This is a genomic window from Bradyrhizobium sp. UFLA05-112, from assembly GCF_053572325.1.
Genome location: NZ_JBANBK010000012.1, coordinates 37679 through 62186, shown reverse-complemented (window position 1 = coordinate 62186; position 24508 = coordinate 37679). Strand labels below are relative to the sequence as shown.

General features: G+C 61.9%; 23 protein-coding genes and 1 pseudogene. 14 read left to right on the top strand and 10 right to left on the bottom strand.

The features are described 5' to 3' along the window. Positions 1 to 40: 40 nt before the first annotated feature. The 3 genes from SO180_RS09565 to lptF are packed head-to-tail and all read right to left on the bottom strand — an operon-like array spanning position 41 to position 4790. Positions 41 to 2527: an LPS-assembly protein LptD gene (locus tag SO180_RS09565; protein WP_449378555.1), complete on the bottom strand. Its 2487-nt coding sequence runs from the start codon at positions 2525 to 2527 to the stop codon at positions 41 to 43. After that, a complete protein-coding gene (gene lptG / locus SO180_RS09560) occupies positions 2527 to 3624 on the bottom strand; it encodes an LPS export ABC transporter permease LptG (protein ID WP_449378630.1) in 1098 nt (365 codons plus the stop codon). Before lptG ends, SO180_RS09565 begins: the two co-directional genes overlap by 1 nt. Then, complete coding sequence (gene lptF, locus SO180_RS09555) at positions 3621 to 4790, bottom strand: LPS export ABC transporter permease LptF (protein ID WP_449378554.1); 1170 nt, start codon at positions 4788 to 4790, stop codon at positions 3621 to 3623. Before lptF ends, lptG begins: the two co-directional genes overlap by 4 nt. Positions 4791 to 5129: 339 nt before the next feature. Between lptF and SO180_RS09550 the strand changes: the two genes are divergently transcribed. The 3 genes from SO180_RS09550 (at position 5130) to SO180_RS09540 (ending at position 7746) form a co-directional block, all read left to right on the top strand. Continuing rightward, entirely contained in the window at positions 5130 to 6632 is a 1503-nt protein-coding gene (locus SO180_RS09550) for a leucyl aminopeptidase (RefSeq protein ID WP_449378553.1), read from the top strand. After that, positions 6629 to 7081, top strand: coding sequence for a DNA polymerase III subunit chi (locus SO180_RS09545; RefSeq protein ID WP_449378552.1), 453 nt, complete (start codon positions 6629 to 6631; stop codon positions 7079 to 7081). The genes SO180_RS09550 and SO180_RS09545 overlap by 4 nt, the downstream gene beginning before the upstream one ends. Positions 7082 to 7251: 170 nt before the next feature. Continuing rightward, positions 7252 to 7746: a hypothetical protein gene (locus SO180_RS09540; protein WP_449378629.1), complete on the top strand. Its 495-nt coding sequence runs from the start codon at positions 7252 to 7254 to the stop codon at positions 7744 to 7746. Positions 7747 to 7755: 9 nt separating this feature from the next. Here the strand turns inward: SO180_RS09540 and SO180_RS09535 are convergent, their stop codons facing one another. Both SO180_RS09535 and SO180_RS09530 read right to left on the bottom strand, forming a co-directional pair. After that, positions 7756 to 8406, bottom strand: a complete 651-nt coding sequence (locus SO180_RS09535; RefSeq protein ID WP_449378551.1) for a glutathione S-transferase family protein — start codon at positions 8404 to 8406, stop codon at positions 7756 to 7758. 187 nt (positions 8407 to 8593) lie between these two features. Continuing rightward, on the bottom strand, positions 8594 to 8962 hold the full coding sequence (locus SO180_RS09530) for an antibiotic biosynthesis monooxygenase family protein (RefSeq protein WP_449378550.1): 369 nt from the start codon (positions 8960 to 8962) through the stop codon (positions 8594 to 8596). A gap of 90 nt (positions 8963 to 9052) precedes the next feature. Between SO180_RS09530 and SO180_RS09525 the strand changes: the two genes are divergently transcribed. After that, positions 9053 to 9529, top strand: coding sequence for a MarR family winged helix-turn-helix transcriptional regulator (locus SO180_RS09525; protein ID WP_449378549.1), 477 nt, complete (start codon positions 9053 to 9055; stop codon positions 9527 to 9529). Between the two features lie 162 nt (positions 9530 to 9691). Here the strand turns inward: SO180_RS09525 and SO180_RS09520 are convergent, their stop codons facing one another. The 3 genes from SO180_RS09520 to SO180_RS09510 all read right to left on the bottom strand — a co-directional run bounded on the left by SO180_RS09520 (position 9692) and on the right by SO180_RS09510 (position 12966). Beyond that, the gene (locus SO180_RS09520; protein WP_449378548.1) at positions 9692 to 10450 is read right to left on the bottom strand and encodes a sulfite exporter TauE/SafE family protein; all 759 of its coding nucleotides are present in this window, start codon (positions 10448 to 10450) and stop codon (positions 9692 to 9694) included. 306 nt (positions 10451 to 10756) lie between these two features. Next, positions 10757 to 11440: a response regulator gene (locus tag SO180_RS09515; RefSeq protein WP_449378547.1), complete on the bottom strand. Its 684-nt coding sequence runs from the start codon at positions 11438 to 11440 to the stop codon at positions 10757 to 10759. Further along, a complete protein-coding gene (locus tag SO180_RS09510; protein ID WP_449378546.1) occupies positions 11437 to 12966 on the bottom strand; it encodes a HAMP domain-containing sensor histidine kinase in 1530 nt (509 codons plus the stop codon). Before SO180_RS09510 ends, SO180_RS09515 begins: the two co-directional genes overlap by 4 nt. A 152-nt stretch (positions 12967 to 13118) precedes the next feature. Here SO180_RS09510 and SO180_RS09505 point away from each other — a divergent pair, with 152 nt between their 5' ends. The 6 genes from SO180_RS09505 to SO180_RS09480 all read left to right on the top strand — a co-directional run bounded on the left by SO180_RS09505 (position 13119) and on the right by SO180_RS09480 (position 19154). After that, the gene (locus SO180_RS09505; protein WP_449378545.1) at positions 13119 to 13475 is read left to right on the top strand and encodes a hypothetical protein; all 357 of its coding nucleotides are present in this window, start codon (positions 13119 to 13121) and stop codon (positions 13473 to 13475) included. 89 nt (positions 13476 to 13564) lie between these two features. Beyond that, complete coding sequence (locus tag SO180_RS09500; protein ID WP_449378544.1) at positions 13565 to 13918, top strand: hypothetical protein; 354 nt, start codon at positions 13565 to 13567, stop codon at positions 13916 to 13918. Positions 13919 to 14078: 160 nt separating this feature from the next. After that, positions 14079 to 15326, top strand: a complete 1248-nt coding sequence (locus SO180_RS09495; RefSeq protein ID WP_449378543.1) for a serine hydrolase domain-containing protein — start codon at positions 14079 to 14081, stop codon at positions 15324 to 15326. A gap of 119 nt (positions 15327 to 15445) precedes the next feature. After that, a complete protein-coding gene (locus SO180_RS09490; protein WP_449378542.1) occupies positions 15446 to 16702 on the top strand; it encodes a tetratricopeptide repeat protein in 1257 nt (418 codons plus the stop codon). 1052 nt (positions 16703 to 17754) lie between these two features. Further along, positions 17755 to 18234 carry a hypothetical protein gene (locus tag SO180_RS09485; RefSeq protein WP_449378541.1) on the top strand — a complete coding sequence of 160 codons (480 nt, stop codon included), beginning with the start codon at positions 17755 to 17757 and terminating at the stop codon, positions 18232 to 18234. 167 nt (positions 18235 to 18401) lie between these two features. Further along, entirely contained in the window at positions 18402 to 19154 is a 753-nt protein-coding gene (locus SO180_RS09480; protein ID WP_449378540.1) for a hotdog family protein, read from the top strand. Between the two features lie 102 nt (positions 19155 to 19256). Here SO180_RS09480 and SO180_RS09475 read toward each other — a convergent pair whose 3' ends face one another. Further along, positions 19257 to 20111, bottom strand: coding sequence for an arylamine N-acetyltransferase family protein (locus SO180_RS09475; protein WP_449378539.1), 855 nt, complete (start codon positions 20109 to 20111; stop codon positions 19257 to 19259). 408 nt (positions 20112 to 20519) lie between these two features. Here SO180_RS09475 and SO180_RS09470 point away from each other — a divergent pair, with 408 nt between their 5' ends. Next, positions 20520 to 21098, top strand: a complete 579-nt coding sequence (locus tag SO180_RS09470; RefSeq protein ID WP_449378538.1) for a cysteine dioxygenase family protein — start codon at positions 20520 to 20522, stop codon at positions 21096 to 21098. Between the two features lie 102 nt (positions 21099 to 21200). On the opposite strand, the gene SO180_RS09465 is transcribed toward SO180_RS09470, so the two are convergent. After that, on the bottom strand, positions 21201 to 21707 hold the full coding sequence (locus tag SO180_RS09465) for a winged helix-turn-helix transcriptional regulator (RefSeq protein ID WP_449378537.1): 507 nt from the start codon (positions 21705 to 21707) through the stop codon (positions 21201 to 21203). A 114-nt stretch (positions 21708 to 21821) separates the two neighbouring features. Between SO180_RS09465 and SO180_RS09460 the strand changes: the two genes are divergently transcribed. The 3 genes and pseudogenes from SO180_RS09460 (at position 21822) to SO180_RS09450 (ending at position 24490) form a co-directional block, all read left to right on the top strand. Beyond that, entirely contained in the window at positions 21822 to 22430 is a 609-nt protein-coding gene (locus SO180_RS09460; RefSeq protein WP_449378536.1) for a VOC family protein, read from the top strand. A gap of 40 nt (positions 22431 to 22470) precedes the next feature. Beyond that, entirely contained in the window at positions 22471 to 23121 is a 651-nt protein-coding gene (locus tag SO180_RS09455) for a cysteine hydrolase family protein (protein WP_449378535.1), read from the top strand. Continuing rightward, positions 23118 to 24490, top strand: a pseudogene (locus SO180_RS09450) (epoxide hydrolase family protein). The gene SO180_RS09455 and the pseudogene SO180_RS09450 overlap by 4 nt, the downstream one beginning before the upstream one ends. Positions 24491 to 24508 lie beyond the last annotated feature (18 nt).

Below are 24508 nucleotides of genomic sequence, written 5' to 3'. Positions count from 1 at the left end.
ATACTTGCGATCCGAACAAGCCCCGCAGCGTCAAATCTGTCTACTGCAAGCCGGCGGAGCTGCTGGTTCCCGAGGAGTTCGCCAGCGTTCGCAGGCCGATCTGGAACATGAACGCGTGGCTCAGAACAGGCGGGGTGCTGCCCGCCGAGTAGCTATAGGACGTTACATAGTTAGCCGCCAGCACGAAGCAATCGTCGACATAGCCGGCGCCGACCACGTATTGATTGAGCTTGTTGGCCTCGAGGTCCCAGCGCGCCGAGCCCTGGACCACCCAATTGGCTGCGACCTTCACCGAGGCGGAGGTGAGGATGCCCTCGCGGCGGGTCAGGTAACCCAGTTCCGGCTGCGGCGCGTAGTTGCCGTAGATCATGCTGACCGACCAGCGGTCGAAATTGGCGCGGCCCTCAGCCTCGAAGCGCTGCACGTTCCAGGTCTGCTCGTCGAACCGGCCGCGGACGCTGAACGTGTAGGTCCGGTTCGGCGAATAGCCGACGCTCGCGACATAGTCGGATCGCGGCTTGTCGAGACCTGAATCCAGACCGGTATTGGTGGAATCCTGGACAGCGAAGGAGTTCATGCCGAACAGCTGGTAGGACTGCCCGAACAGCACCTTGACGGCGCCGCCCCTGTCGAACTGGGTGGTGGCCTGCACGCCGACATTGGCGCGGCCGCCGCCCTCGACGCGATCGTAGCCCGAGAACTTGTCGACGCTGAACAAATTGCTCGCATCGAACACCATGCTCTGCGCGTCCTCGTTGGGGAGCTTGCCGGCATAGGTCTCGTTCGGCCGGATGATGACCTGCGCGATCGGCTCGACAACCGTCGAGCCCCACGGCTGAACGTTGATGAAGGGATAGCGGTACTCGAGGCCGACCGTCGGCATCAGGCGGAGCGCCTGGGTGTCGCCAACCGGCAGGTAGTTCGACACGCCCGGCTGATTCGAGACCGAGGAGTTGATCGCATCCGCGCGCAGGATGGCGAACGGGGTCCAGATCTCACCGAAGGGATCGGTGAAGGACTTCCGCCACTGCGCTTCAGCAGTCAGGCGCGTGTAGGTGCCGGGGAAGCCGCGCAACAGACATTGCGAAGGCGTGCGCGCGGCGGTATCGGCCGAGGTCGAGGTGCAGAGGCCGTTGGTGTTGGCGACCGTGGTGATCGGATCGAACACGGCGTCGTTACGCGTCAGGTTGATGAAATTGGTCTTGTAGGAGACCTCACCGCCGAAGATCGGATAGTTGAGCACATTCGAGTAGTCGATCACGGGGTAGACGACTGGCACCTGGCCCTGGTTGCCCGAGAAGCTCAGGAAATACATCGTGCGCGCGTCGAAGTAGCTGCGATTGCCGACACCCGTCAGATAGAGCTGGGAGATCGCTTCCGTCGGCAGGCTCAGGAACGAGGAGAAGGGATCGCGGTACTGCGCCAGCCGGTAGTCCGACATGAAGTAGTAGTCGGAGAGCAGGACGCCGTCCCAGCCCCAGACCCATTTGTCGTTCAGCGCGAACTGGCCCTTGGTCTCGACGCCGCCGCGGAACTGGCGGTCACCCGGCTGGCCGGCGAAATTGCTGGGGTTGAGCTGATCGATGCCGTAAACGCGGATCTGGTAGGCGCCGTCGATCAGGCGCTGGCGGAATTCGGCCTGGAACAGCACGCCCTGCTTGGAGGTGACGCGCGGGCTGAAGGTCGCATCCATGTCGGGCGCGATCGCCCAGTAGAACGGGATCTCCAGGCCGTAGCCGAACGCGGTGTAGGAGGTGAAGCCCGGCATCAGGAAGCCGGTCTTGCGCTTCACCGTCGGGTCGGGCGTCGAGAAGTACGGCATGTAGGCGAGCGGCACGCCGAAGAATTCGAGCTGCGCCGTCTCGAAGTACAGCATTTTCTCCTGCTGGTCGTGGATGATGCGGGCACCCTTGACCTGCCACAGCGGCGGCTTCTTCGGATCGTCCTTGCACGGCGCACAGGCGGTGTAGACGCCGTTCTCGAACACGGTGTAGTTGCCGCTGGAGCGGTCGGCGCGGCTCGCGGCCATGCGGGTCTGGTCGGCGGTGTCCACACGCAACGAATCGACGAAGCCGTCGCGGTAGTCGTCCGACAGATCCATGATCTCGGCATAGGTGATCTTGCCGTCGGCATCCGTCATGCGGATGTTGCCTTCGGCATGAAGGCGCTTGGTCTTCTGGTCGTAGATGACCTTGTCGGCCTCGACGCTGGTGCCGTTGTAGAACAGCTGGACGTTGCCGACCGCCGAGACGCGCGAATTGTTGTAGTCGTAATCGACCTCGGTCGCCTGCACGAGCATCTGGTTGTCGTTGGCGGCCTTCGGCGGCTTCGGACGTGGCGGCAGCTGGTTGTAGTTGAAGCTCTGCGCGGCCGCGGGCACGGTCGCTGCAAGATCGAGCAATCCACCCAGCGCGAGCGCGGCAATGAAGGCGATCAGGAGGCTGCGGGCAGGCAAGCCGAATGCGTTCGCGCGCACCACGGTGCGTCGCGCGACACGAGACACATGCCCTCGGCGGACGGCAGTCACTATCCGTCCTCCTGATAAAGCAAGGCCAAAAAGCCGGTGAGGCCGCCCACCACAACGGGCAGCCACGCCGCAGCGATCGGATGCATCAACTCAGCCTTGCTCAAATCCTCAGTAACTTTGGACAGCACGTAGAGCAGAAAGCCTGCGCCCACGCCACTCAAAACCATCTTCTGCACGCCGCCCATCCGGAAGAAGCGCAACGATACGGAAGCCGCCAGCATCACCATTGCTGCAAGCAGAAACGGCTGCGCCAGAAGCTTATGGTACTGGAGTCGATATCCGGCTGTCGCGAAGCCCGAGCTTTCCGACGAACGGATGTAACTCGGTAGTTGCCAAAAGGACACAGTTTCGGGTGTGGAAAAGCTGTTGCGAACCTGCGCTTCGGTCAGCGTCGTGGGAATCTCCAACCGGTCCTGGTCGATGGGGGGCGCATCCAGGGAGAAACGGCGCACGGTCCTGAACACCCAGCGGCCATCCTCGAGCGTTGCCTCGCGCGCTTCGATGCGCTCCTTGAAGTGATACTCCGTATCAAAACGGAACAGCGTCAGACCGGTCAGCCGGATGCCTTGCTGTTCGCTGCGCGCTGCGTTGATGATGACCTGGCCTTCGCTGGTGACCTGGTTGAGCCAGAAGCCGGAGGCGTCCTGGATGCCGCCGCCAGGGGCCGAGCCAAACAGCTCCGCTTCCATACGCTTGGAAAGCTCGCGCAGGTTCGCCGACATCGGATTGTAGGCAACCGTCGCGATCACACCGATCAGCAGCGCGCTGCCGAGGGCGGGGGAGATGAACTGCCAGGCGGAAATGCCCGCGGCGCGTGCTACGACGAGCTCGAGCCGGCGGGACAGGGCGAGGTAGCAGGTCATGGCGCCGATCAGCATGCAGAATGGCGTCAGCTTCTCCAGAAGCTGCGGTACGCGAAACAGCGAGGTCTCGGCCACCATGATCGCGGAGGCGGACGCAAGGCCAGAGGTCTTGCGCACCATTTCGATATAGTCGACCAGCACCAGCAGCAGGAAAATGCTCGCGAACACGCCGAGCGCCGCGACGACGAAGCGGCCGGCGAAATAGCGTCCGAGGGTGTTGGTGAGCATGCTCATGCGGCGACCGGACGTCGGAATAGCCGCGCAATACGCGCATTGGATCTGTTGATGGCTTCCAGCAGCGCAGGCGGCGCTTCGACCACCACGCCGCCGACGATCATCCACAGGCCGAGGCCGATGGCGGCCGCCAGCATGGCATATTGCACGAGGGGCGCTACCGGCGACTTCACCGCCATCACCGAGCAGGCAAAGCCAGCCATGCGCAGGCCGAACACGGCGAGGATCGAGCTGCCGATCGAGAAGTTGCGGCTCTGACGGGTGGTGCGCGGCGCGCCGAGGAAGGCGAATGTCAGCGCCGCAAAGGCGAAGGGGTACATCGGCGCCATGATGCGGTCATGCAGCTCCGAGCGGAATTGGCCGGGCACCGCCATGTAGACGGGGTCGTCCTCGGGCGGGGACAACAGCTCCCAGAGATAGCGTTCGCGAATCCCGAGCGTGACGTCGCGCCCCTGGTTGGAGAATTTCGACATGTCGAAGCCGTGGCGGGCGAAGGTGACGAGCGCGGGATCGCGCTTGCCGGCCTCGAAGCGTTGCAGGTTGCCGTCCTCCAGCACCAAGATGGTTTCGCCGCCGCTCTTCACCACCGTGCCGCGCTCGGCGACGATCGAGTTGCGCTCCTTCGGATCGCGGCGGTCGTCAATGAAGATGCCGGCCATGATGCCGCCGGGCTGGCGCTCGCGAATCCGGATCGTGAGGTTCTGGTCGAGCTGAGCGAAGCGGCCGGGCTGGAGAATGTTGGTGAGGACGTCGGCGGTGATCTCGGCGTCCCATTGCTTGATCCGCCGCATGCCGTCGGGGGCGAGATAGGCGGCGATGAAGGCGACCAGCAGAGCCACCACGCAGGTGGCGTAGAAGAACGGATAGAACAGCCGGAACGGTGAGAAGCCGGCAGCATTCATCACGATGATCTCGGAATCGGTCGCGAGCTTGTTCAGCGTGTGCGAGATCGCGATCATCAGCGCGATCGGCGAGATGATCAGCACCAGCGCCGGAATCACCAGGCTGGTGATGCCGAGGAAGGTCAGGATGGTCTGGCCCTGACTCGTCATCAGGTCGATGCCGCGCAACGCCTGCGTAATCCAGATCACGCCGGTGAGGCTGACCAGGACCAGCGCAAACGACGCCAGCGTCGTGCGGAAAATATACCTGTCGATCGACCCCATGCGCTACCGCACGATCCCCACCAGGCCCCTTCTGGGTCCCAAACTCCGGACGTCCCGACCCATCCCGAAAGGGGTCCCCAAGGGTCGTTCTGCCACGTCTTTCACCAGTTCACACTCTCACTACCATCCCTTTGATCCGTCAACAAAATGGCTGCCCCGTGGCACCCTCATCATATGGTTAATATTTCCTTCTTGTGGCCCGCCGGCCACGGCCGGCGCTTGGCATGCGCGGTGCGGACGGGTCATAGTGCGTGCCGGATCAGTGAATCGCGGTTCAGCCGGTACTCTCAGGGGGTGCCTGAGGAGCGGCAAAAGTCCCGTCTTTTGGAGGAGTTATCCATGTCCGACGCCGTCAAGGTCGGCTTCGTTCCGTTTTCCGCCGCCCCGCGCGGCACGCTGGTGGCATTTTGCGACGACGGCCTGCGATTCGGCCCAGCAACCGCCAAGGCGCTCGGATCGCCAGCGGACCTGGTGAAGCGGGCCGCCGAGGCGAGCCAGTTCAAGGGCAAGACGGGCGCCGCGCTCGACATCCTGGCTCCCGAGGGGCTGAAGGCCGACCGCCTGATTGTGATCGGCGCTGGCAAGGCTTCGGCCCTCAAGCTCAACGATTTTCTGAAGTTCGGTGGTGTGACGGCCGGCAAGCTGAAGGCTGGCGCGAGCGCCATGACCATCATGGCCGAACTGCCTGACGGCTCCATGACCGCGGAACAGACGGTCGCGATCGCCTCGGGCCTCCGGCTGCGCGCCTATAAGTTCGATCGTTACAAGACGAAGAAGAAGGACGGCGAGGAGGGCGGTGCTTTGCGCGCCGACGTCGCGTTCGCCGTCGCTGACCTGGCTGCTGCGAAAAAGGCCTTCACGCCGGCGGGCCATGTCGTCGACGGCGTGATCATCGCGCGCGATCTTGTCAACGAGCCGCCGAACGTGCTCTTCCCGGAGGAGTTCGCGCGGCGTGCGAGCCAGCTCCGCAAGCTCGGCGTCAAGGTGGAGGTGCTCGACGTCAAGGCGATGCACAAGCTCGGCATGGGCGCGCTGCTCGGCGTCGGACAGGGCTCGGCGCGGCCGAGCCGCACCGTGATCATGCGCTGGGACGGCGGGAAGAAGGGCGAGGCTCCGGTCGCCTTCGTCGGCAAGGGCGTCTGCTTCGACACCGGCGGCATCTCGATCAAGCCGGCCGGCAGCATGGAGGACATGAAGGGCGACATGGGGGGAGCGGCCTGCGTCGTCGGCCTGATGCACGCGCTCGCGGCGCGCAAGGCAAAGGTCAACGCGGTCGGCGCCATCGGTCTCGTCGAGAACATGCCCGACGGCAACGCGCAGCGTCCCGGCGACATCGTCACCTCGATGTCGGGCCAGACCATCGAGATCATCAACACGGACGCCGAGGGACGCCTCGTGCTGGCCGACGTGCTCTGGTACGTCGCCAAGAGAGTGAAGCCGAAATTCATGGTGGATCTCGCCACGCTCACCGGCGCGATCATGGTCGCGCTCGGCACCGAGCATGCCGGCATGTTCTCCAACAATGACGAGCTCGCCGAACGCCTCCTGACGGCCGGCATCGAGAGCGGCGAAAAAGTCTGGCGCATGCCGCTCGGGCCCGAATACGACAAGCTGATTGATTCACAGTTCGCCGACATGAAGAATACCGGCGGTCGCCACGGCGGCTCGATCACCGCCGCGCAGTTTCTGCAGCGCTTCGTCGACGGCACGCCCTGGGCGCATCTCGACATCGCCGGCACCGCCATGGGCGCGCCGAAAACCGACATCAACCAGAGCTGGGGCTCCGGCTACGGGGTGCGGCTCCTGGACCGTCTGGTCGCCGACCACTATGAGCGCAAATGACCGAAGTGCTCTTCTACCATCTGCAAAACATGACGGTGGAGAACGTGTTGCCGCCGCTGATCGAGAAATCACTCGAGCGCGGCTGGCGCGTCGTGGTGCAGTCGACCTCGGAGGAACGCGCCGATGCGCTCGACGCGCATTTATGGACCTATCGCGACGATTCCTTCCTGCCGCACGCGACATGGCGAGTCGGCGACGCCGCCGAGCAACCGATCGTGCTGGCGGTCGAAGAGGGCAATCCCAACGGCGCCAATGTCCGCTTCCTGATCGACAACGCCGCGCTGCCTCAGGATTCGGAACGCTATGAGCGCATGGTGCTCCTGTTCAATGGCGACGATCCCGATGCGCTCGCGCTTGCGCGCAGCGCCTGGACGGATTGCAAGACGCGCGGATTTGATGTCACCTATTGGCAGGCTGACGAGCGGGGCCGGTGGCAGCGGCGCAATTAGCGGTTGGCTGTCAAATTAATGATAATTTGCGGCTTTTGGGGTAATGCTGACCTCTAGCCACGGTCGTGCCGCAAAGTGATGTTGGGACAATCGTTTAGGGCTGGCCCTTAACGCGGGGATTCGAGTTTATCGTGCGACATCAAAAGCTTCCTTCGACGCTTGTGTTGGCGTTGTGCGCCGTTGCGCCGCTGATGGCGGCCTGCTCGAGCAGCTCGGAACTGCTGTCGAAGGATGCCGAGTGGTTCAACAAGCCGGCCCGGCTCTTCATCAAGAACATCTCGATCGAATCGCCGCCGCTGACCCCCGACAAGCCCGTGACGGCGGAGGATCTGGTCAGCGCAGATGGTGCTTGCCCGGGCATGGCGCCCGCGGGTGCGCCCACCGACGCCAATGCCTCGACCGCGCCTTCGGCGCAGCCGGGCGGCACAGTCGCGCTCGGTCACACCGAATGCGATGTGGTGCGCGGCATCGGGGCGCCGTCGGGCGTCAATCTCTCCAATGATGCCGCCGGCAGGCGCGTTGCCGTGATCACCTGGGCGACCGGTCCACGTGCCGGCATCTACACGTTTACCGCTGGCCGCCTGTCTTCGATCGAGGGCAGCCCAGAGCCGGCGCCGATGCCGAAGGCGGCCAAGCCGAAGCCGAAGAAGAAGCAGGCAGCCTGAGCGGCCTCATCAGCCAGTCGATGCGGCGTTGAACACCGCCAATTGAGCATCGAAAGCACGCCCGAAGGCCGGACGCGCTTCGCCGCGGGCCACATAGGCGGAGAGGTTCGGATATTCGTCCAGAATGTCCGATCCATTCAACCGGCGCAGCACGGTCACCATCAGAAGGTCGCCGGCGCTGAATGCACCATCGAGCCAATCGGAATTCCCCAGGCGACCGGAAAGTTCGGCAAGCCGGACACGGATGCGATCCTCGACGATAGGCAAGCGCTGCTCGTACCAGGTCTCGCCGCGCTCCACGAGTATGGTAATTGCCCGATCAACGATCGGCGGCTCCAGCGTGTTAAGCGCGGCAAACATCCATGTGATCGCGCGCGCTCGGCCATGCGCATCGTCTGGCAGCAGTCCACCATGGCGCTCCGCGATATGGAGCACGATCGCCCCCGACTCGAACAGGGCAAGACCGCCTTCTTCGTAGGTTGGAATCTGCCCGAACGGATGAAGCGCACGATGCACGGTCTCCTTCATCTCGCTGAACGAGACGAGACGAACGTCGTAAGGTTGGCCCACTTCTTCGAGCGCCCACCGAACACGCATGTCGCGTGCTTGTCCTCTGCCGCGGTCGGGTGACCTTTCGAAGGCGGTAATGACAGGGATCACGGGAAGTCTCCGTGCAATTGCGTGAAGCCGACGACAAGTTTCCGGTTCCTGCACTTTGTGGCCAGAGGACGAACGGGCGGGGCAGTTCCCGACACATACTTCTCTTCTTTGGAGGAGCTTCGCAGTGCGACTCCTCAGCCGTTCTTGAATCAAGGGGTCGTGGGCCTTCAGGCGTTTGCCGGGCGAGCTACGCGACGCAGATGCCGGGCACCGCGACCTTCTGGAACAGGTGCGGAGAAGCTACGGCGGAAGAGGGATAGGCCGAGATCTTGGATCGGAACTCGGGATGCGTGAAGGCAGCCCGGAAGTGGGCGGTCGATTCCCAGACGGCGTAGTTCAGATAGGTCGGGCTTTCACCGATCGCGCGATGAAGCTGGGTGGCGATGAAACCCGGCTGCCGCTTCATGAAGGCAGCATCGTCTTGCCAGACCTGGAGGAATGTTTCCTCATCGGCTTTGTCGAGCGTGAACAGATTCACGAGCACGACAGGGCTGGTATCGATGCCGAGCTGACGTTCAATCGGAAACGCGGGATCCAGTGTGCGCAGGTGCGACATGAAAGGTCTCCGTTCTGTGGTCGCATGATGCGGTATTGTACTTAGAGTGCTAATTTGGCATTATGATGTCAATAAAGATTATGGTGACGGATGTTGAGATCCCGACGAACGCCTGCTGGCGATGCCCTGAGCAACCTCATGCTTGACCTGTTCCGGCTGAATAGCCTGGTCCTGACCGCAGGTGACCGCCTGGTCGCCTCACTCGGGCTCACGAGTGCCCGTTGGCAGATCCTCGGCGCCATCGTGCACGCGGAGCGAGCGCAGCCGGTCGCATGGCTCGCCCGCGACCTCGGTGCCAACAGGCAAAACGTGCAGCGGATCGTCAACGATCTTCACGCTGAAGGGCTTTTGGCATTCGAGGCCAACCCGCATCACCGGCGCGCACAACTTGTGGTCCTGACTGACAAGGGAAGGCGCACTTTCGAGGCCGCGATGGCTTTGCAGGCCCCGTGGATCAACGACCTCTCGGAAGGGCTTTCGGTCAAGGACCTGCAAACGGTCCACCGCCTCGTCACGGCGCTGCGCAAGAAGCTCGAGGGCAATGACGAAACTGAAGATCGGACGTAGCGTCGGCGCCAGTGTCTTTGCACTCTGATCCTGACGCTGCTCGTCCACGATCCGCGGTCGGTCATTTTCGACTGCGCCAAATCCCGGCTAACCGGACGTCGAGGCCGCAAGCGGCTACAACGGGCCACCTCGATGATTCCGGGTTGAACGTCCTCTCTCGATTTACGCGAGATAGCCGGACACTCCGTCCCACAGCAGCTTCAATGCCGTGACGAGCAGCAATCCGTAGCAGGCCCGGTAAATTTGCTGCTGGTCCAGCTTGCCGTGGAGGCGCCAGCCCAGCCAGACGCCGCTGGGAATGGCGAGCAGGCATGCCGCCATCACGATCCAGACGTTGCCGCTCGGCCTTACCAGGAGCAGCCACGGCACTGCCTTGGTTGCGTTGCCAACCGTGAAGAAGAGGCTCGTCGTTCCGGCGTAGACTTCCTTGGTGAGGCCGAGCGGCAGCAGATACATCGCAAGCGGCGGACCGCCGGAATGCGCGACCATGGTGGTGACACCCGAGGCGAGACCGGCAGCAACCGCCTTCGGCGACGAACGAGGTTGACCAGTCACCTTCGACGCACTCAAAAGCCATAGGCCGACAAAGACCAAAGTCACGACCGCCATCACAATCGCGACGGCACGATGGTCCAGCACGCGGAACAGCAGATAGCCGAGCCCGATGCCCGTCACGAGGCCGGGTAGCAAAAGCGCAAGGTCCGGCTTCGACCAGGTCGAAGGTTTCCAGTAGCGAAGCGCGAACAAATCCATCGCGATGAACAGCGGTGCGAGTAGGCCTCCGGCGGTGACCGGGTCCATCACGAACGACAACAGCGGAATGCCCACGATGGAGAACCCGCCGCCGAAGGCGCCCTTCATGAAGCAGATCAGGAACACGCCGGCAAACGCGACGAGAAATGTAGTGACCGTCAGATCCATGTGCTCGTCTCCGCGATCGCCGTGTCATTGGCGCGTCCGGGCGACCGCAGGCCAATTGCAACGTGCAATCGAGTTTGTGTCGCTAGATTGATCCGAATAATGTCTCGGTGCAATAGTAACATTGTTCTCGGTGCAATTACATCGAGAGCCTGTGCAGCAAGAGTAGCCGCGCTGGCTGCGGTCCGCACGGGCATAGCTAAGCCTCAGTGCGCCACTGTTTCTTCAGTTTGGAGATTTCCGGAAAGGGATCATTCGCTGACGCCTGCGTGGCGTCTCTCATGAGTCTAAAACAGCGGCCATCCGCGGTTAGGCAGATCGGAAATTGTCCTCGTGCTCGCGTTCCTCGACTTGCGTTATCAATCCGCCTCGCAGGCCAAAAAGCACGAGCTCGACATCGGAAGAGACGCTGAGCTTCGATTTGATGGCGTAGTGGTAATTCGAGACGGTTTTCGGACTGAGATTGAATGCGGCGGCTATTTCCTCGGCCGACCGGCCGGCGAGCAGCATGCGCAGGATCTCGAATTCACGTGGGGACAAGGTATCAATGAGGCTTGCATCGTCCTGCAAGCGGCTTCTCGCCAGGGCTTCGCTGACCTCGGGGCAGATTGTCATACGGCCGGCAGCCGCGTCACGTACTGCGCTGACGAGCAACTCGGGCGGGCTGCTCTTTGTGACAAAGCCCTTTGCACCGGCCCTGAAGGCCTGGAGAGCGAATGTCGCGCTCAAATGCATGGTGAAAACCAGCAGGCGCGCTGCTGGATCCCACTGACGTATCTGGCGAATAGCATCGATACCGCCGCGACCTGGCAGCGACACGTCCATCACCACGACATCGGGCTTGCTGCTCTTGTAGGCTTGATAGGCGCTCGCCGCATCGGCGGCCTCGGCGACGACGGTAATGCCTTCATGCTTCTCGAGAAGCCGACGGTATCCCTCACGCACGACCGCGTGGTCATCGACGAGCAGGACACTGATGCTTCGCGGCGTCATGATGCTGCACCCTCGGTAGTCGCAACAGGAATGATGGCACTGAGGATGAGGCCCTTCTCGGGCCTCGACACGACTTTCATCTGCCCGCCCAGCGCGAGCGTTCTCTCGCGAATCCCGATCAGCCCGAGGCCAAAACCAGTCTCTCTCCTGATCTCAGGCGCTAATCCAGCACCGTCGTCTTCAACCGTAGCCTCGACTATGCCAGCGTCGGACCTTGGCGCACCGACTTGCGCAAGGTCGATGCGCACCACGGCGCGCACGTTGGCCGCCTGCGCATGCTTCGCCGCGTTTGTGAGACCCTCCTGAACGATATAGAAGACGTGAACGGTGATCGCCGGGGGGAGCGCATCGAGGTCGCCGTGCGTCTCGAGAGAGAATCGGGTCTTCCCGCAACCGCGGCGATTATGATCGCCGATTAGCCCTTCAAGGCTCGTGAGCAGGCCGACGTCGTCGATCTCCTGCAGTCTCAACTCCTGCACGGTCCTGCGAAGCCCCTTCATGATGTTGCCAGCAGTTTCCGTCAGGGCCTGAGCTTCGGCAACGAGAGATGGACAGTCAGTCGTGGCCGTGAACTTGATCGAGGCTGCCGTCGCACTCATGGCACTGAGGCTCTGGGCCAGCTCGTCATGAAGCACCCGTGCGAGGTGACGCCTTTCCTGCTCGCGGGCTTCCACCAGACGTCGCGCAAGCTCGGCGCGCTCGGAGGTCGCGACTTCCAGAGTGTTCGCCAGATCGTTGAAGACGCCGCGTATTCTTTGCAGCTCGGCAAGTCGAAATGGCGGGAGACGGCACTTCAGATCACCCGCAGCCAACCTGTTGAGGCCGCTAACGACATCTCTCGTCGGCCGCAGTGCGCGCTCGACGACGAAATACACCAGAATGCCAAGTGCGCCGATCGTCGCTGCGGAGAGGCCGAGCATTCGCGAGATATCGGACCAGGCACGCGCTGTCACGACTGATGGGTCCGAGCTGACGACGACCGTGCCAAGTACGGGACCCTGCTGCGCGACAGGACGGCTGTAAGTCATACGGCTGCCGACCGCCCACTGATAGACGGCCGAAAACCATGCCGGTGCCGCGCCCACCTGAGTCTGAAACCCCAGACAGCTGGAGATGACATCCTTCCCAACTTCCTTGAACTGTACGCACTGACCCGGGCTCATCGCCTGATCCAGAAAGCCATCCATGAAACGAAAGCGCTTTTGCAGATCAAGGCGTGTTCCGAAGAGAGTCCGCCGCTCGCGCTGGGCTAGAATCGGTACTTCCAGATATTTGCCAAGGGCATCGCCGACAGCCTGATTGGTCTTCAACGTCTCTTCTGCTGCTCGGTAGACGGAGATCGCCGCTCCGCCAAGAAAACAGAGTAGCGCCACAGCCGCTACTTGCCTCAATAGCGACCACTTGAGATCGATGACCGGCCGGCGCCGAAGAATCCTCATCTTCCGCATGGCGAGGGGTCCGTACTGCTTTCCGCAGATTACAGCATCCGGCTGCTGCTCGATACCGTTTGGTTCGACGTCGGGCAAATTTCCCAGGATCTCGCATGGAGTCCGCCGTTTCCCTGAATGACGGCGTATCAGATGCTGCGTCCGCGGCCCCATGAAGGGCCGGCGAATTGAACCAAGTCGATTTGGAAATCGTGGTGCGAATATCTCTGCTATCCAGGAGGGATGTCATCATGAAAAATCTATTTGTAATCACGATTGCCGTCGCCGCCATCGGAGGCGCATGGACCAACAAGGCTGGCGCGTGCAACTTGAACCTTCCGACTTTCGAACTCATGGGCTTTCCGATCTCCCCGCACCAGGTCGCGGTGATGGGATCGGCCCATGTCGAGGAGAGCTCAGCGACACCGAAGCTCGTGTTGGCCGGTATGCCCGCTTCGCCTCACCAGATTGCGGTGCTCACTCAGCGATCGAAGACTATGAAAATGGCTCAGGCAACGGTCGCTATTCGAGAACCAGCCACCGTTGGCTTAACGCCGCCCAGCTTGCCAACAGGCGCGACTGGCGCGGAGCTTTGCACCGCCGACTGAGCGCATGCGAGATCGAGCACACCACTTCAGGGCCACTCTATGGCCTCGAAGTCTTCCGTTGAGCCGAGACAGATCGCGGAGGCGAAGACATGCTGGCGATGAGGCGGACGACTGCTCCGATCTGTGTGCTGCTGCTGCTCACGACCGCGGCGCTCGCGCGAGACGACGGCCGCTACGCGAATTCCCCGCTAAAGCCCTGGTTCGAGAGCCTGGAGAGCGAATTCGGGAAGTGTTGCGAGGACTCCGACGCTTACGTGGTCTCCGAACCGGATTGGGAGTCCGATCGCGGGCGATATCGCGTTCGCATCGATGGCGAATGGGTTCTGGTGCCAGACGGCGCTCTCATCACGCAACCCAACCTCGCCGGACGGACGATGGTCTGGAAGCACTACATCGACGGCCACCCCCGTGTCCGCTGTTTCATACCGGGCAGCATGGGCTGATGCGTCCAGCGCCGGACCGACGCGAAAAAGCGGTCCTTTCCGGCTGGTCGCATTTTGACAATCTCGTAAGTCGTGCTCTTGATGGAAGGGCTGCGCTAATGCAGCGCAACACGCGGAGGCGGCGATGAACAGGGCAACGGGGCGGGTTTCGATCATCGCGATGGTTGTGCTCGCGACCTTCGGCATCACAAATGCGCAAGAAGCCACCAAGCGTGCCGCTGCCGGACCGGTCTTGTCGAACACCGGTCATGATGCGGCCGCTTACGGCGCTGACGAGGGATATCCCCTTGGCACATTGTCGACCGGCGCAGAGATGCGGCATCTCGTGGCGACCTATAGTCGTTTCGACGAACTGACGCCGGCGCGCATCGTTGCACGTGCGGCCACATCCTGGTCGTTTCAGCGCGCCAACGAGCCCGAGATTTACTACAGCTTCGACGGCGAGCGCCGCACGATCGCGGATTATCTTGCCCGGCAGCCGACGACCGGACTGCTGATCGCCAGGGACGACACGATCTTGTACGAACATTATCAATATGCGCGATCGGACCACGATCGCTTTCTCTCCCAGTCGATGGCGAAGACCATTACTGCGATGCTGATCGGCATCGCTGTGGCCGATGGTGTCATCAAATCGATCGACGACGTCGCCGCGACCTATGTGCCCGGACTTGCAGGTACTGAGTACGGTAAGACGTCGATCCGTGCGCTGTTGCACATGTCCTCTGGTGTCAACTTCGAAGAGCGGTATGACGGGCAGGACGATATTGCGCGCCTCGGGCGCGATCTGTTCGGTCGGCCCGGCAAGGACCCTGTGGTCAGCATCGCGCAGTTCAATACCCGCGTGGCGCCGCCAGATACGCGATGGCATTACGCCAGTTCCGAGACCGAGATCCTTGGCCTCATCCTGCGCTCTGTGACCGGCGCTCCAGTCGCAGACTACCTTAGAGAGAAGATATGGCAGCGGATCGGCACCGAAGCCGATGCCTCATGGGCGATCGACGGAACCGGCCAGGAGGTGACCTTTTGCTGCTTTAACGCCGTGTTGCGCGACTACGCCCGGTTCGGACGCCTGCTGGCGCATGACGGCGTGTGGAATGGGCGTGAGGTCATTCCACACCAATGGCTGATTGATGCGACGACGGTGAGTTCAACCGACGTCCATCTCGCACCTGGTGTGGCCACAAAGTACTACGGCTATGGCTATCAGGTCTGGCTACTGCCCGGCGCCGAACGCCGGTTCGTGTTGCTCGGCATCCGCGGCCAGATGATCTTTGTGGATCCTGGGACCAAGCTGGTGATGGTACATACAGCCGTGCGTCCCGAAGCGGCCGACAGGACTTCGTCAGCAGAGACCATAGCACTATGGCTGGCCGTGGTGGATCAGCTTGGTCGCACCACGCGATAAGCGTCCATCTCGTGGGCCCATAGCGGACATCGGTTGCCGATGGCGGATAGCCCGCCGTTGGGGTTAAAGTCCTCACGTCGGGACGTGTCGCGCCGGCGCGCCTGACGGAGGAGAACAGCATGGCAGCGCGTGGATCAGGTGGACTGCTCCTTTGCGCGGCGCTCCTGCCTGCGATGCCCGTGCAGGCCGCGACGCCGGTCGATCGGGACGGGTGCGCCGCCAGCGCCGACAAGCCCGAGATCGGGGAAACGGCATGCAGCCGCATCATCGACGATGCAAGCGAGTCGATGGCGGCACGCCTCGAGGCCTTCAGGAACCGGGGACGCGGTGCGTTCAACAGGAAGGATTACGACCGCGCGGTTGCCGACTACGGCGAGGCCATCAAGCTCAGCCCGAGGGATGCCTGGGCCTTTGCGCACCGGTGTGAGGCTTACGAGAGCAAAGAGGACCACGACGCGGCCATCGCGGATTGCACCGAGGCGATCAGGATCGATCCGAAGTATGGCTGGGACTACAACAACCGTGGCGTCGCCTATTACGGTCTGCATGAATATGACGCAGCTCTGGCCGACCACGCCGAGGCGATCAGCGGCGATCCCAAAGACGCGTGGGCCTATGCCCGTCACGGCATGGCCTGGATGGAAAAGGGTGAATTCGACCAGGCAGTCGCCGATCTCACCAAAGCGGTGACCATCGATCCGAAATACGCCTTTGGTTTTGGCCAACGGGGTCAAGCGCTCTTCAGAAAAAGGTTGATCACGAAAAAAGGCGGATGGGAGCCCGCGATCGCGGACTACAGCGAGGCCATCAGGCTCGATCCAAATCTGGTTTGGCTCTACAGCTCGCGTGGCGTCGCCTACAGCAACAATTTCCAGTACGATTTGGCCGTTCCGGATTGCAGCGAGGCCATCAATCGCGAACCCGGCAATTCCGGGGGATACAATTGTCTCGGCGTCGCTTACGAAGGCGCGAAACAATATGGCCGTGCGATCGCCGCCTACAATCAGTCGATCAGCATCAATCCAAGGAATGGTGTGGCTTATTGGAACCGCGGCAATGCTAAAGTGGGACTGCGCAAGATCGATGACGCGATCGCCGACTATGACCAGGCGATCGCGATCAATCCCAAGGACTTCAACGCTTTCAACTCCCGAGGCAAAGCCTACGTTTTAAAGAGCGACCGCAACCACGCGATTGCCGATTATACGCAGGCGATCCAGCTCAATCCGTCCTATGTCGAGGCCTACAACAACCGCGGCCTCACCTATGAAGCACAGCAGCGCCGCACTGATGCGATCGCAGATTTTCGCAAGGCGCAGTCGATCGACCCGGTCGACCAGGTCAGCAAACAACAGCTCCGCATGCTCGGTTTCTGACCGCGTGCGGCGAAGCCGCCTGCAGGGAGAATGTCTGCAAGTGGGCCGTCCCAGAACTCCGGCTTAGTCCAAACGTCCGCTCGGCGCAAAGAGCGGCCCCCCGTGAGGTCGCGATTTGACCCTGAGCGCGCATTGCGCATGGCTCGAAATCCCTCGAGCCATGCTATCCTATGCCTTCGGGCGCAGCCGGCGAGCGGCGTGGACTATCGGGTGCCCAATTGCTTGATTTCGGCGACTTGCTTTTCGCCGGCCAACTTGCCCCCGACCAGCAGGCTGGTGCAAATCCACCGAGATTCTCTGGGTTGCGCGCCAAGGAAAGCCTTGGTCTCTACGCACTGTGCGTAAGTCTTGTAGCTGAGCGTGTCTGTGCACGTTGGTGAGAACATGCTGCCATCAACTCCTCCCTGGCCAGCAAGGCTACATCCAACCCAGGGGGCGTTGCCGACCCTGAAACTTGTCTCGCAACCACCGTTGCAGCTGCGGGCTTCTCTCTCCAGCTTGGCAAGCCTCCCCAATGTTGTATTCGGCGCGAACACTGGCGTTTGAGCGGTTGAGGTGCCGGTTGTCCTGCGGGATGTCCCCGTGTTTGACGACCCCCGTTGCGGATGATGGGGCCTTGCCGCCTGGTCCGGCGCATTGACCGTGACACCGGGGAGCGTGCTGGTGGCCGAGCCTTGCGACGATGCCGGGCCACACAGGAAAACAGTTGCGAATATAGCGAGGATCGAAGGAGCGACAGCACTTGAAGACAATTTCATGATGATGCCTTTCCAGGACGGACAGGCCGTCCATTGGTCAAAATAACCACGCGCAATTCGTAGCGTGAATTCTGCAACCTGCCTAGCGGGCAGCTCGCCGAAAAGTTGTGCACGTCGGCGTTGCGGGCCACGGATACGCCCGAGCACACAGCTGGTGCGGCGCAACAATCACGTTGGAAGAGTACGGGCACCAGTGCTGTCTTCCGCGCATGGGCCCGAGGCCGACTTCGTCCTAAAGCCCAAATGTCCACTTTGCGTCAAAGGGCCATACACTCCGGGATCGCATTTGGCCCCATGGCAGACGTTGCCGCGTGTGCGCTATACGACCATCCAGTTAAACGGGGCTCGCATTCGAAAATGTTGAACGTTGCGCTGGCGGCGGTGCTTGTTGTTGCATTCGGTGGGATTTTGTTCGGTGTGAGGTACATGCGGCGCGAGGCATATTTGCCGTATCACGCCGTCGTGGCTGGAAAGCCCTTCGCTGAACTCGATCCCGGAGTTCAGGCAATCATTCTCGGTATGCTAAAAATCATTGGGGGCGGCTTCGCTACCCTTGGTGTTACCTTGCTGTGGTTGTGTTTTGCGCTCCATGAGGGCGAGCGCTGGGCACCGTGGGCAATCCTGACCATCTCGGCTGCCGCGCTCGTCCCGATGCTGTATGTCGCCACCACCCTGCGGACGTTTCGACCCGGGGCGCCTACACCTGTGCGGCCGACACTGGTCATGATGATCTTGATTGCGATCGGTGTCGCGCTGTCTCTGCTGGCACGCTAGCGCCGAAGGCGATTCTCGACAGCAGGCCGTCATAGTCGAACTGACGCCGATCATGGAATGTGCAACCGAGGAGATTTGAACCTCCGGCCGGCCTTCATGGACCTACGTCTGGGATAATAGCCTGTGCCCAATAGGGGAGAGGCGTGGTCCGGGAAAGTCGGCATGGCATGCAGACGATGATGATCCCGCGTCGCTTTCGTGGTCCGCCGAATTCCGGCAACGGCGGCTATGTCTGTGGGATGCTGGCGCGCCAAATCACCGGTGCCGCGGAAGTGACCTTGCGCGCTCCGCCACCCCTGGAGACGGTGCTTGATTGTGTTGAGGTCGAGACGGGGGCGTGGGAGCTTCGCCAGGGCACGGCGACAATAGCGATCGGCCGAGCCGTAACGCTGGAGGTCAGCCGCCTCGAGAGGGCGACCTACGCCGAGGCGGTTGAGGCCGAGAGACGAACCCCAGTCAAGCCGCACGAGCATCTGCTGCCGATGTGCTTCGTTTGCGGGCCTGACCGCGCGCCGGGCGATGGGCTGCGGCTTTTCGCCGGACCACTGGTCCGACAAAACGGCAGCAAGGCTTTTGCTGTACCCTGGACGCCCGACGCCTCTCTCGCCGCCGCCGATGGCCTGGTTGCGCCTGAGTTCGTGTGGTCTGCGCTGGATTGTCCGACTGGCTATGTATCGCAGTGCGACCCCGAGACCGGAAACTTTAGTACTTTGCCGATCTTGCTCGGGCGCCTTTCCGTGCGCATCGACGGGCGACCACGTCCGGGCGAGCGATGCGTGGTGACGTCCTGGAAAATCGCCAGCGAAGGCCGTCGTCTCATCGCGGAAGCTGCGTTGTTCGGTGATGAGGAGAACCTGCTGGCAGTCGGCCGTGCCATCTGGATTGTCGTTGATCGGCAGGTACAGCTCGGAACGACGTAGAGAGCCGCGGCTGCCGGAGGCCAGATTACGGAAGGCGGAGGATTACATGCGCGGTGCTCGGAGACAGGTCGCGGCGTGACCCGTTGCCGACGTGGAAGTGACCTAGGCGAAAAACGGGTGCGGGGCGTCTCCAGTGCCCTTGGCCTTCATGACGGCCACGCAGTCTTCGATCTCCTGATCGGACATGTCGAGCCCGAATTCTCCGCGCAGCACCTCTTTGAATTCGCTCTCGCTTGCGAGCCAGCGTTTCTCAGCGTGCCCATCCGCATCGCGTATCGTGACGCGTGTGTTGTACATCGTGATCCGGCTTCTGTTTGATCCCGGCTTTGCCACGATGATGTTGCCTTGGTAAGGCGTCTCCGGGTGCGTCGCCGTATACCAATTCGCGATCTCGTATTCGCCATCGTAGCGCGGGTAGGGGATCACGCGATAGATGTGCTGCCAGCCATCTTTGAGCCGTGCCTGGAGTGTCAGTTCGCCGTCAACATCGACAAACCGCATCAATTCGTGGGGTGTCTCTTGTTCGATCTGCGGTGCAAGCAGCAGCGCCGAGGTCGGCGCGAGATTTCCGAAGCCAACATCGGCAAGATAAGCTCCTTCGGGTAACTCTACTTTCAACAGCATATGAATTGCCGGGCGCGGCGCATCGATCGCCAGTCCACGTACGACGCGCCCCTGCAGACTCGTAATCCTGAATCCGAGCGACCGCAGTCCGGCCCGGAACAGCATGTTCTGTTCGAAGCAGTATCCGCCGCGCTTCTTGGCGATCATCTTTTGTTGGAGCGCAGGCACATCGAGCTTGGGCGGTCGTCCAAGCATGATATCCAATGTTTCGTAGGCGATTGAATGCGCGTGTGCGAAAATCAATCGATTGAGCGTTTCGAGCGTTGGTGTGACCGGCCCGGAATACCCAATACGCTGAAGCCAAGCGCTCTGATCGAATATGGTATCGGACATCTCGCCAAGCCCTCGCGAAGCTCAGTGTCGCAACAACGGCCAGACCGGGATATTCTACGAGCGCCGGATTTTGGGGGCAATCGGCAACGATACCTTGGTTCGAGCGATCGGTAGGCTGAAATTGTGACCATGCATTCACGCAATGCAAAACGCCGAATGCGCAATCGAAGCGCATGGCCGAACAGTTGCTGGTGATGTAAATTCCATCTCGCCGCGGTTGCGGAGTTGCGAATGCCGATCAAGCCGCCTTCTCCTGTTGCCTGCTACGAGGACCCGAAACGCGGTGACGACGTATCGAACGGGCGGGAGCCAATTACGGTCCACGAAGCATGAGCGAAGACGGCGCGCGCATACGCCGCGCGTTGGGCGATCCGGTTGACAGCCATTGGTCTCTAAAAGGAGATTGATATGTTCGAACCCGAGCAATTTATCGCCGACTGCCGCGCAGCTTTTGCGGCAGACCCCACCCACAAAGCAGTTCGCGAGGTTCTTGCGCGCGCGGTGTCTGAACCAGCGGCAGTCCTCAGGGGGCTTGGTGAGCCGAGGCGTCCCGAAAGCCGCAAGCTCTTCCATTCGGACACGCTAACGATCCTGAACGTGGTCTGGGCGCCAGGCATGATGGTGATGCCCCACGATCACCGCATGTGGGCCGTGATCGGGGTCTACTCGGGTCGAGAGGACAATATCTTCTGGCGGCGAATTCCAAGCACGCCCCATAAAGTCGAGGCCGCCGGCGCGAAGGCCCTATCGGAAAGAGACGCCGTGGCATTCGGCCCCGACATCATCCATTCGGTCATCAACCCGATCGATCGGCTGACCGGGGCAATCCACATCTACGGCGGCGATTTCTTCGCCGCCGAGCGCAGCGAATGGGACTCACTGACCCTCGACGAGCACCGCTTGGACCACGAGCAGAGGCGCCGCCTGTTCGAGGAGGCGAATGCACGTTACGAGGCGAGCCAACGTCAGCGCGAGCAGTCAAACTGACTCGACGGGTAACCACTCATGGCGAACCTTACGTGATGCTTCTTGTGAGTCCGAAGAGCGCGGGGCGGAATGACCGAACACCATCGCTCGGGTGCTGAATATCTAGCGGTTCGCCTTGAAAGCTTCCCACCGCGCCTCGCGCTCTCGTTGGTATTTGAGAGCCCGTTCGGCGACCAGATCCGCGCGATGAAGCGGCTTGCCGCAGGATTCGCAGGCCGGACCAAGGCCGGCCGGCTTGCCGCAGGTGAGATGCGTATAGCTCACTGCGCGGCCTTCCTTCGGCGACTTGCACCAGGTCTCTCCCCAGGCGCGTAACGCCAGGATCACGGGATAGAAGGCATCGCCTTTCTTCGTGAGTTGATATTCGTAACGCAGCGGCCGCTTGTTGTAGGCACGCCGCTTCACCATGCCGTCAGCTTCCAGCTTCTTCAGTCGCGCCGCGATCATTTGCGGTGTCGCGCCCGTCTGCGCCTGGATCTCCTCGAAGCGGTGCATCCGCATGAACAGCTCGCGTAGGATCAATACCGTCCAGCGATCGCCTACGACTGTCTCGGCGCGCGCCACGGGGCAGAGTGTTTGGTCAGCAGTATTGTCATTTACGGTCTTCATCACGTTTTCTTCATCGCGCTTGTGCCTATGACTTTCATAGCAAATATGGGGCGAGGTCGGTTCAAGTGCAACGGGCGGCCTTAGGCGCCCGGTTCGTCAACAGAGGAGCGAACCATGACTACCGAAAGGGAAGACCGGAAACCGGGCAAGGTCGACATGAAGCTGGAAGTCACGGTCATTCCCGTTTCCGACGTCGACCGCGCCAAGCGCTTTTATGAAAATCTGGGCTGGCGGCTCGATGCCGATTTCGTCAGGGCCGACGGATCCAGGGCTGTGCAATTCACCCCTCCGGGCTCGCCAGCCTCGATCCATCTCGGCTCCGGACCGGCGCTACCCCGCTTTCTCATCGTGAACGACATCGTGGCGGCCCGCGCCGAGCTCATCGCGCGCGGTATCGATGTGAGCGACGTGTTTCACCGCGGACCGCAAGGTCCTATCCCGGGTCCCGATCCGGAACGTCCCAGTTACGGCTCGTTGGCCACGTTCGACGATCCGGACGGGAATGTCTGGCTGCTTCAACAGGTCACGCAGCGTTTGCCGGGTCGCCTCAGCGGGGATCAGGCGACCTTCGCCTCGCCAGCCGATCTCGCCGCAGCCCTCCGTCGCGCGGCCCTCGCTCATGGCGAACACGAGAAGCGGGCAGGCGCACCCGATGCGAGCTGGCCGGACTGGTACGCCGAGTACATCGTCCGGGAGCAGACCGGCCAAAAGCTGCCCGACTGAACCCGATGCAACCGGCCGCACGCGGCCCGAGGAGGCGACAGTGACCGAGACCTTCTATTCACGCGGGAGAACCGCTCTGCTTTTCGTCGATCCCTACAATGATTTCTTGTCCGAGGGCGGAAAAGTCTATCCGCATATCAAGCCGATCGCCGATGAGGTCGGGCTGCTGGACAACCTGCGTCGGCTGGATGGCGCCGTCCGTACCGCGGGCGTTCAGGTCGTCATCGTTCCGCACCGACGGTGGGAGCCGGGCGACTATGAGCACTGGGACCATCCCAACCCCACGCAGCGGAAGGTCATGCATGTACACCACTTCGCGCGTGGCGAATGGGGCGGCGAGTGGCATCCTGACTTCGCGCCGAAACCAGGCGATATCGTCGCCAGCGAACATTGGGGTCAAAGCGGCTTCGCCAACACCAACCTGGATTTCCAGCTGAAGCAGAAGGGGATCACCCATGTGATCGTGGTCGGGTTGCTCGCCAACACCTGCATCGAGTCCACCGCCCGCTACGCCATGGAGCTCGGTTATCACGTCACGCTGGTGCGCGACGCCACGGCCGCTTTCACCCACGAAATGATGCATGCCGCTCACGAGCTGAACGGCCCAACCTACGCCCACTCGATCCTGACAACCAGCGACGTGATCGCGGCCTTGCCGGCCGTGTCCCATACTGAGGAGATCGTGAAATGACCACGCAATCTCGCAAGCCAATTGCAATCGCCGCAGTGCAGCCAAACCATGAGACTATCGATCATGAGAGGCGCAAGCTGCTCGTCGGAGCTGCCGCTGGACTTGCCGCTGCAGGCGTCGCCAACCTGTTTGCGATACGTTCGGCGCCGGCCGCAACGAATGACGAGATCCGTCCTTTCCACGTCGAAATTCCCGAAGCCGATCTCGTTGACCTACGCCGTCGCCTCGCGGCGACCCGGTGGCCTGAGAAAGAGACGGTCGACGACGACTCCCAGGGCGTGCCGCTCGCCATGCTGCAGGACCTCGTCCGCTACTGGCAAACCGATTACGACTGGCGAAAGGTCGAGGCGCGGCTCAATGCCCTGCCGCAGTTCATCACCGAGATCGATGGACTCGACATCCACTTCATTCACGTTCGTTCGAAACACGAAAACGCGTTGCCGATGATCGTGACGCATGGCTGGCCTGGTTCCGTCATCGAGCAGATGAAGATCATCGATCCGCTGACCGATCCGACCGCACACGGCGGTAGCGCTGAAGACGCCTTCCATCTGGTGATCCCTTCGATGCCGGGCTATGGGTTCTCCGGCAAGCCAACCGCGACCGGCTGGGATCCGCAGCGCATCGCGCGCGCGTGGGTCGTGCTGATGAAGCGGCTCGGCTACAAGAAGTTCGTCGCGCAGGGTGGCGACTGGGGCTCGCCCGTCTCCAACGAAATGGCAAAGCTGGGCGCGCCGGAGCTGCTCGCCATCCACGTCAACTTGCCCGGCGTGGTTCCGCCCGAGATATTCAAGGCGGTGGCATCGGGCAATCCTGCTCCGGACAATCTTGCTCCGGATGAGCAGCACGCCTTCGACCAGCTCAAGATTCAATTCGCGAAGCGGCGCGCCTATGCGCAGATCATGGGGACGCGTCCGCAAACGCTGGCAGCCCTGACGGATTCGCCGGCTGGCCTTGCGGCCTGGCTGCTCGACCACGGCGACGGCTTTGCGCAGCCGGCCTCGGCGATGCAATCGGCGGTGCTTGGGCGCGCCGTCAACGGACATTCCGCGGGCGCGCTGACCCGCGACGACGTGCTCGACAACATCACGCTGTACTGGGTGACCAACAGCGCGATTTCCTCGGCGCGGCTCTACTGGGAAAACAAGACAAATCTCTATTTGCCTGCCAACGTCTCGATCCCGGCCGCCGTGACGGCATTTCCCGGCGAGAGCTTCGTTGCGCCCCGGAGCTGGGCCGAGAAGGCCTATCACAAGCTGATTACTTCCATCAGGCCGAGGCCGGCGGTCACTTCGCCGCGTGGGAGCAACCTGGGATCTTCAGCAGGGAGGTCCGCAACGCGTTCCGGCCTCTTCGCAAGGCAACCTGAAGACTTCGGAGCCTGTCT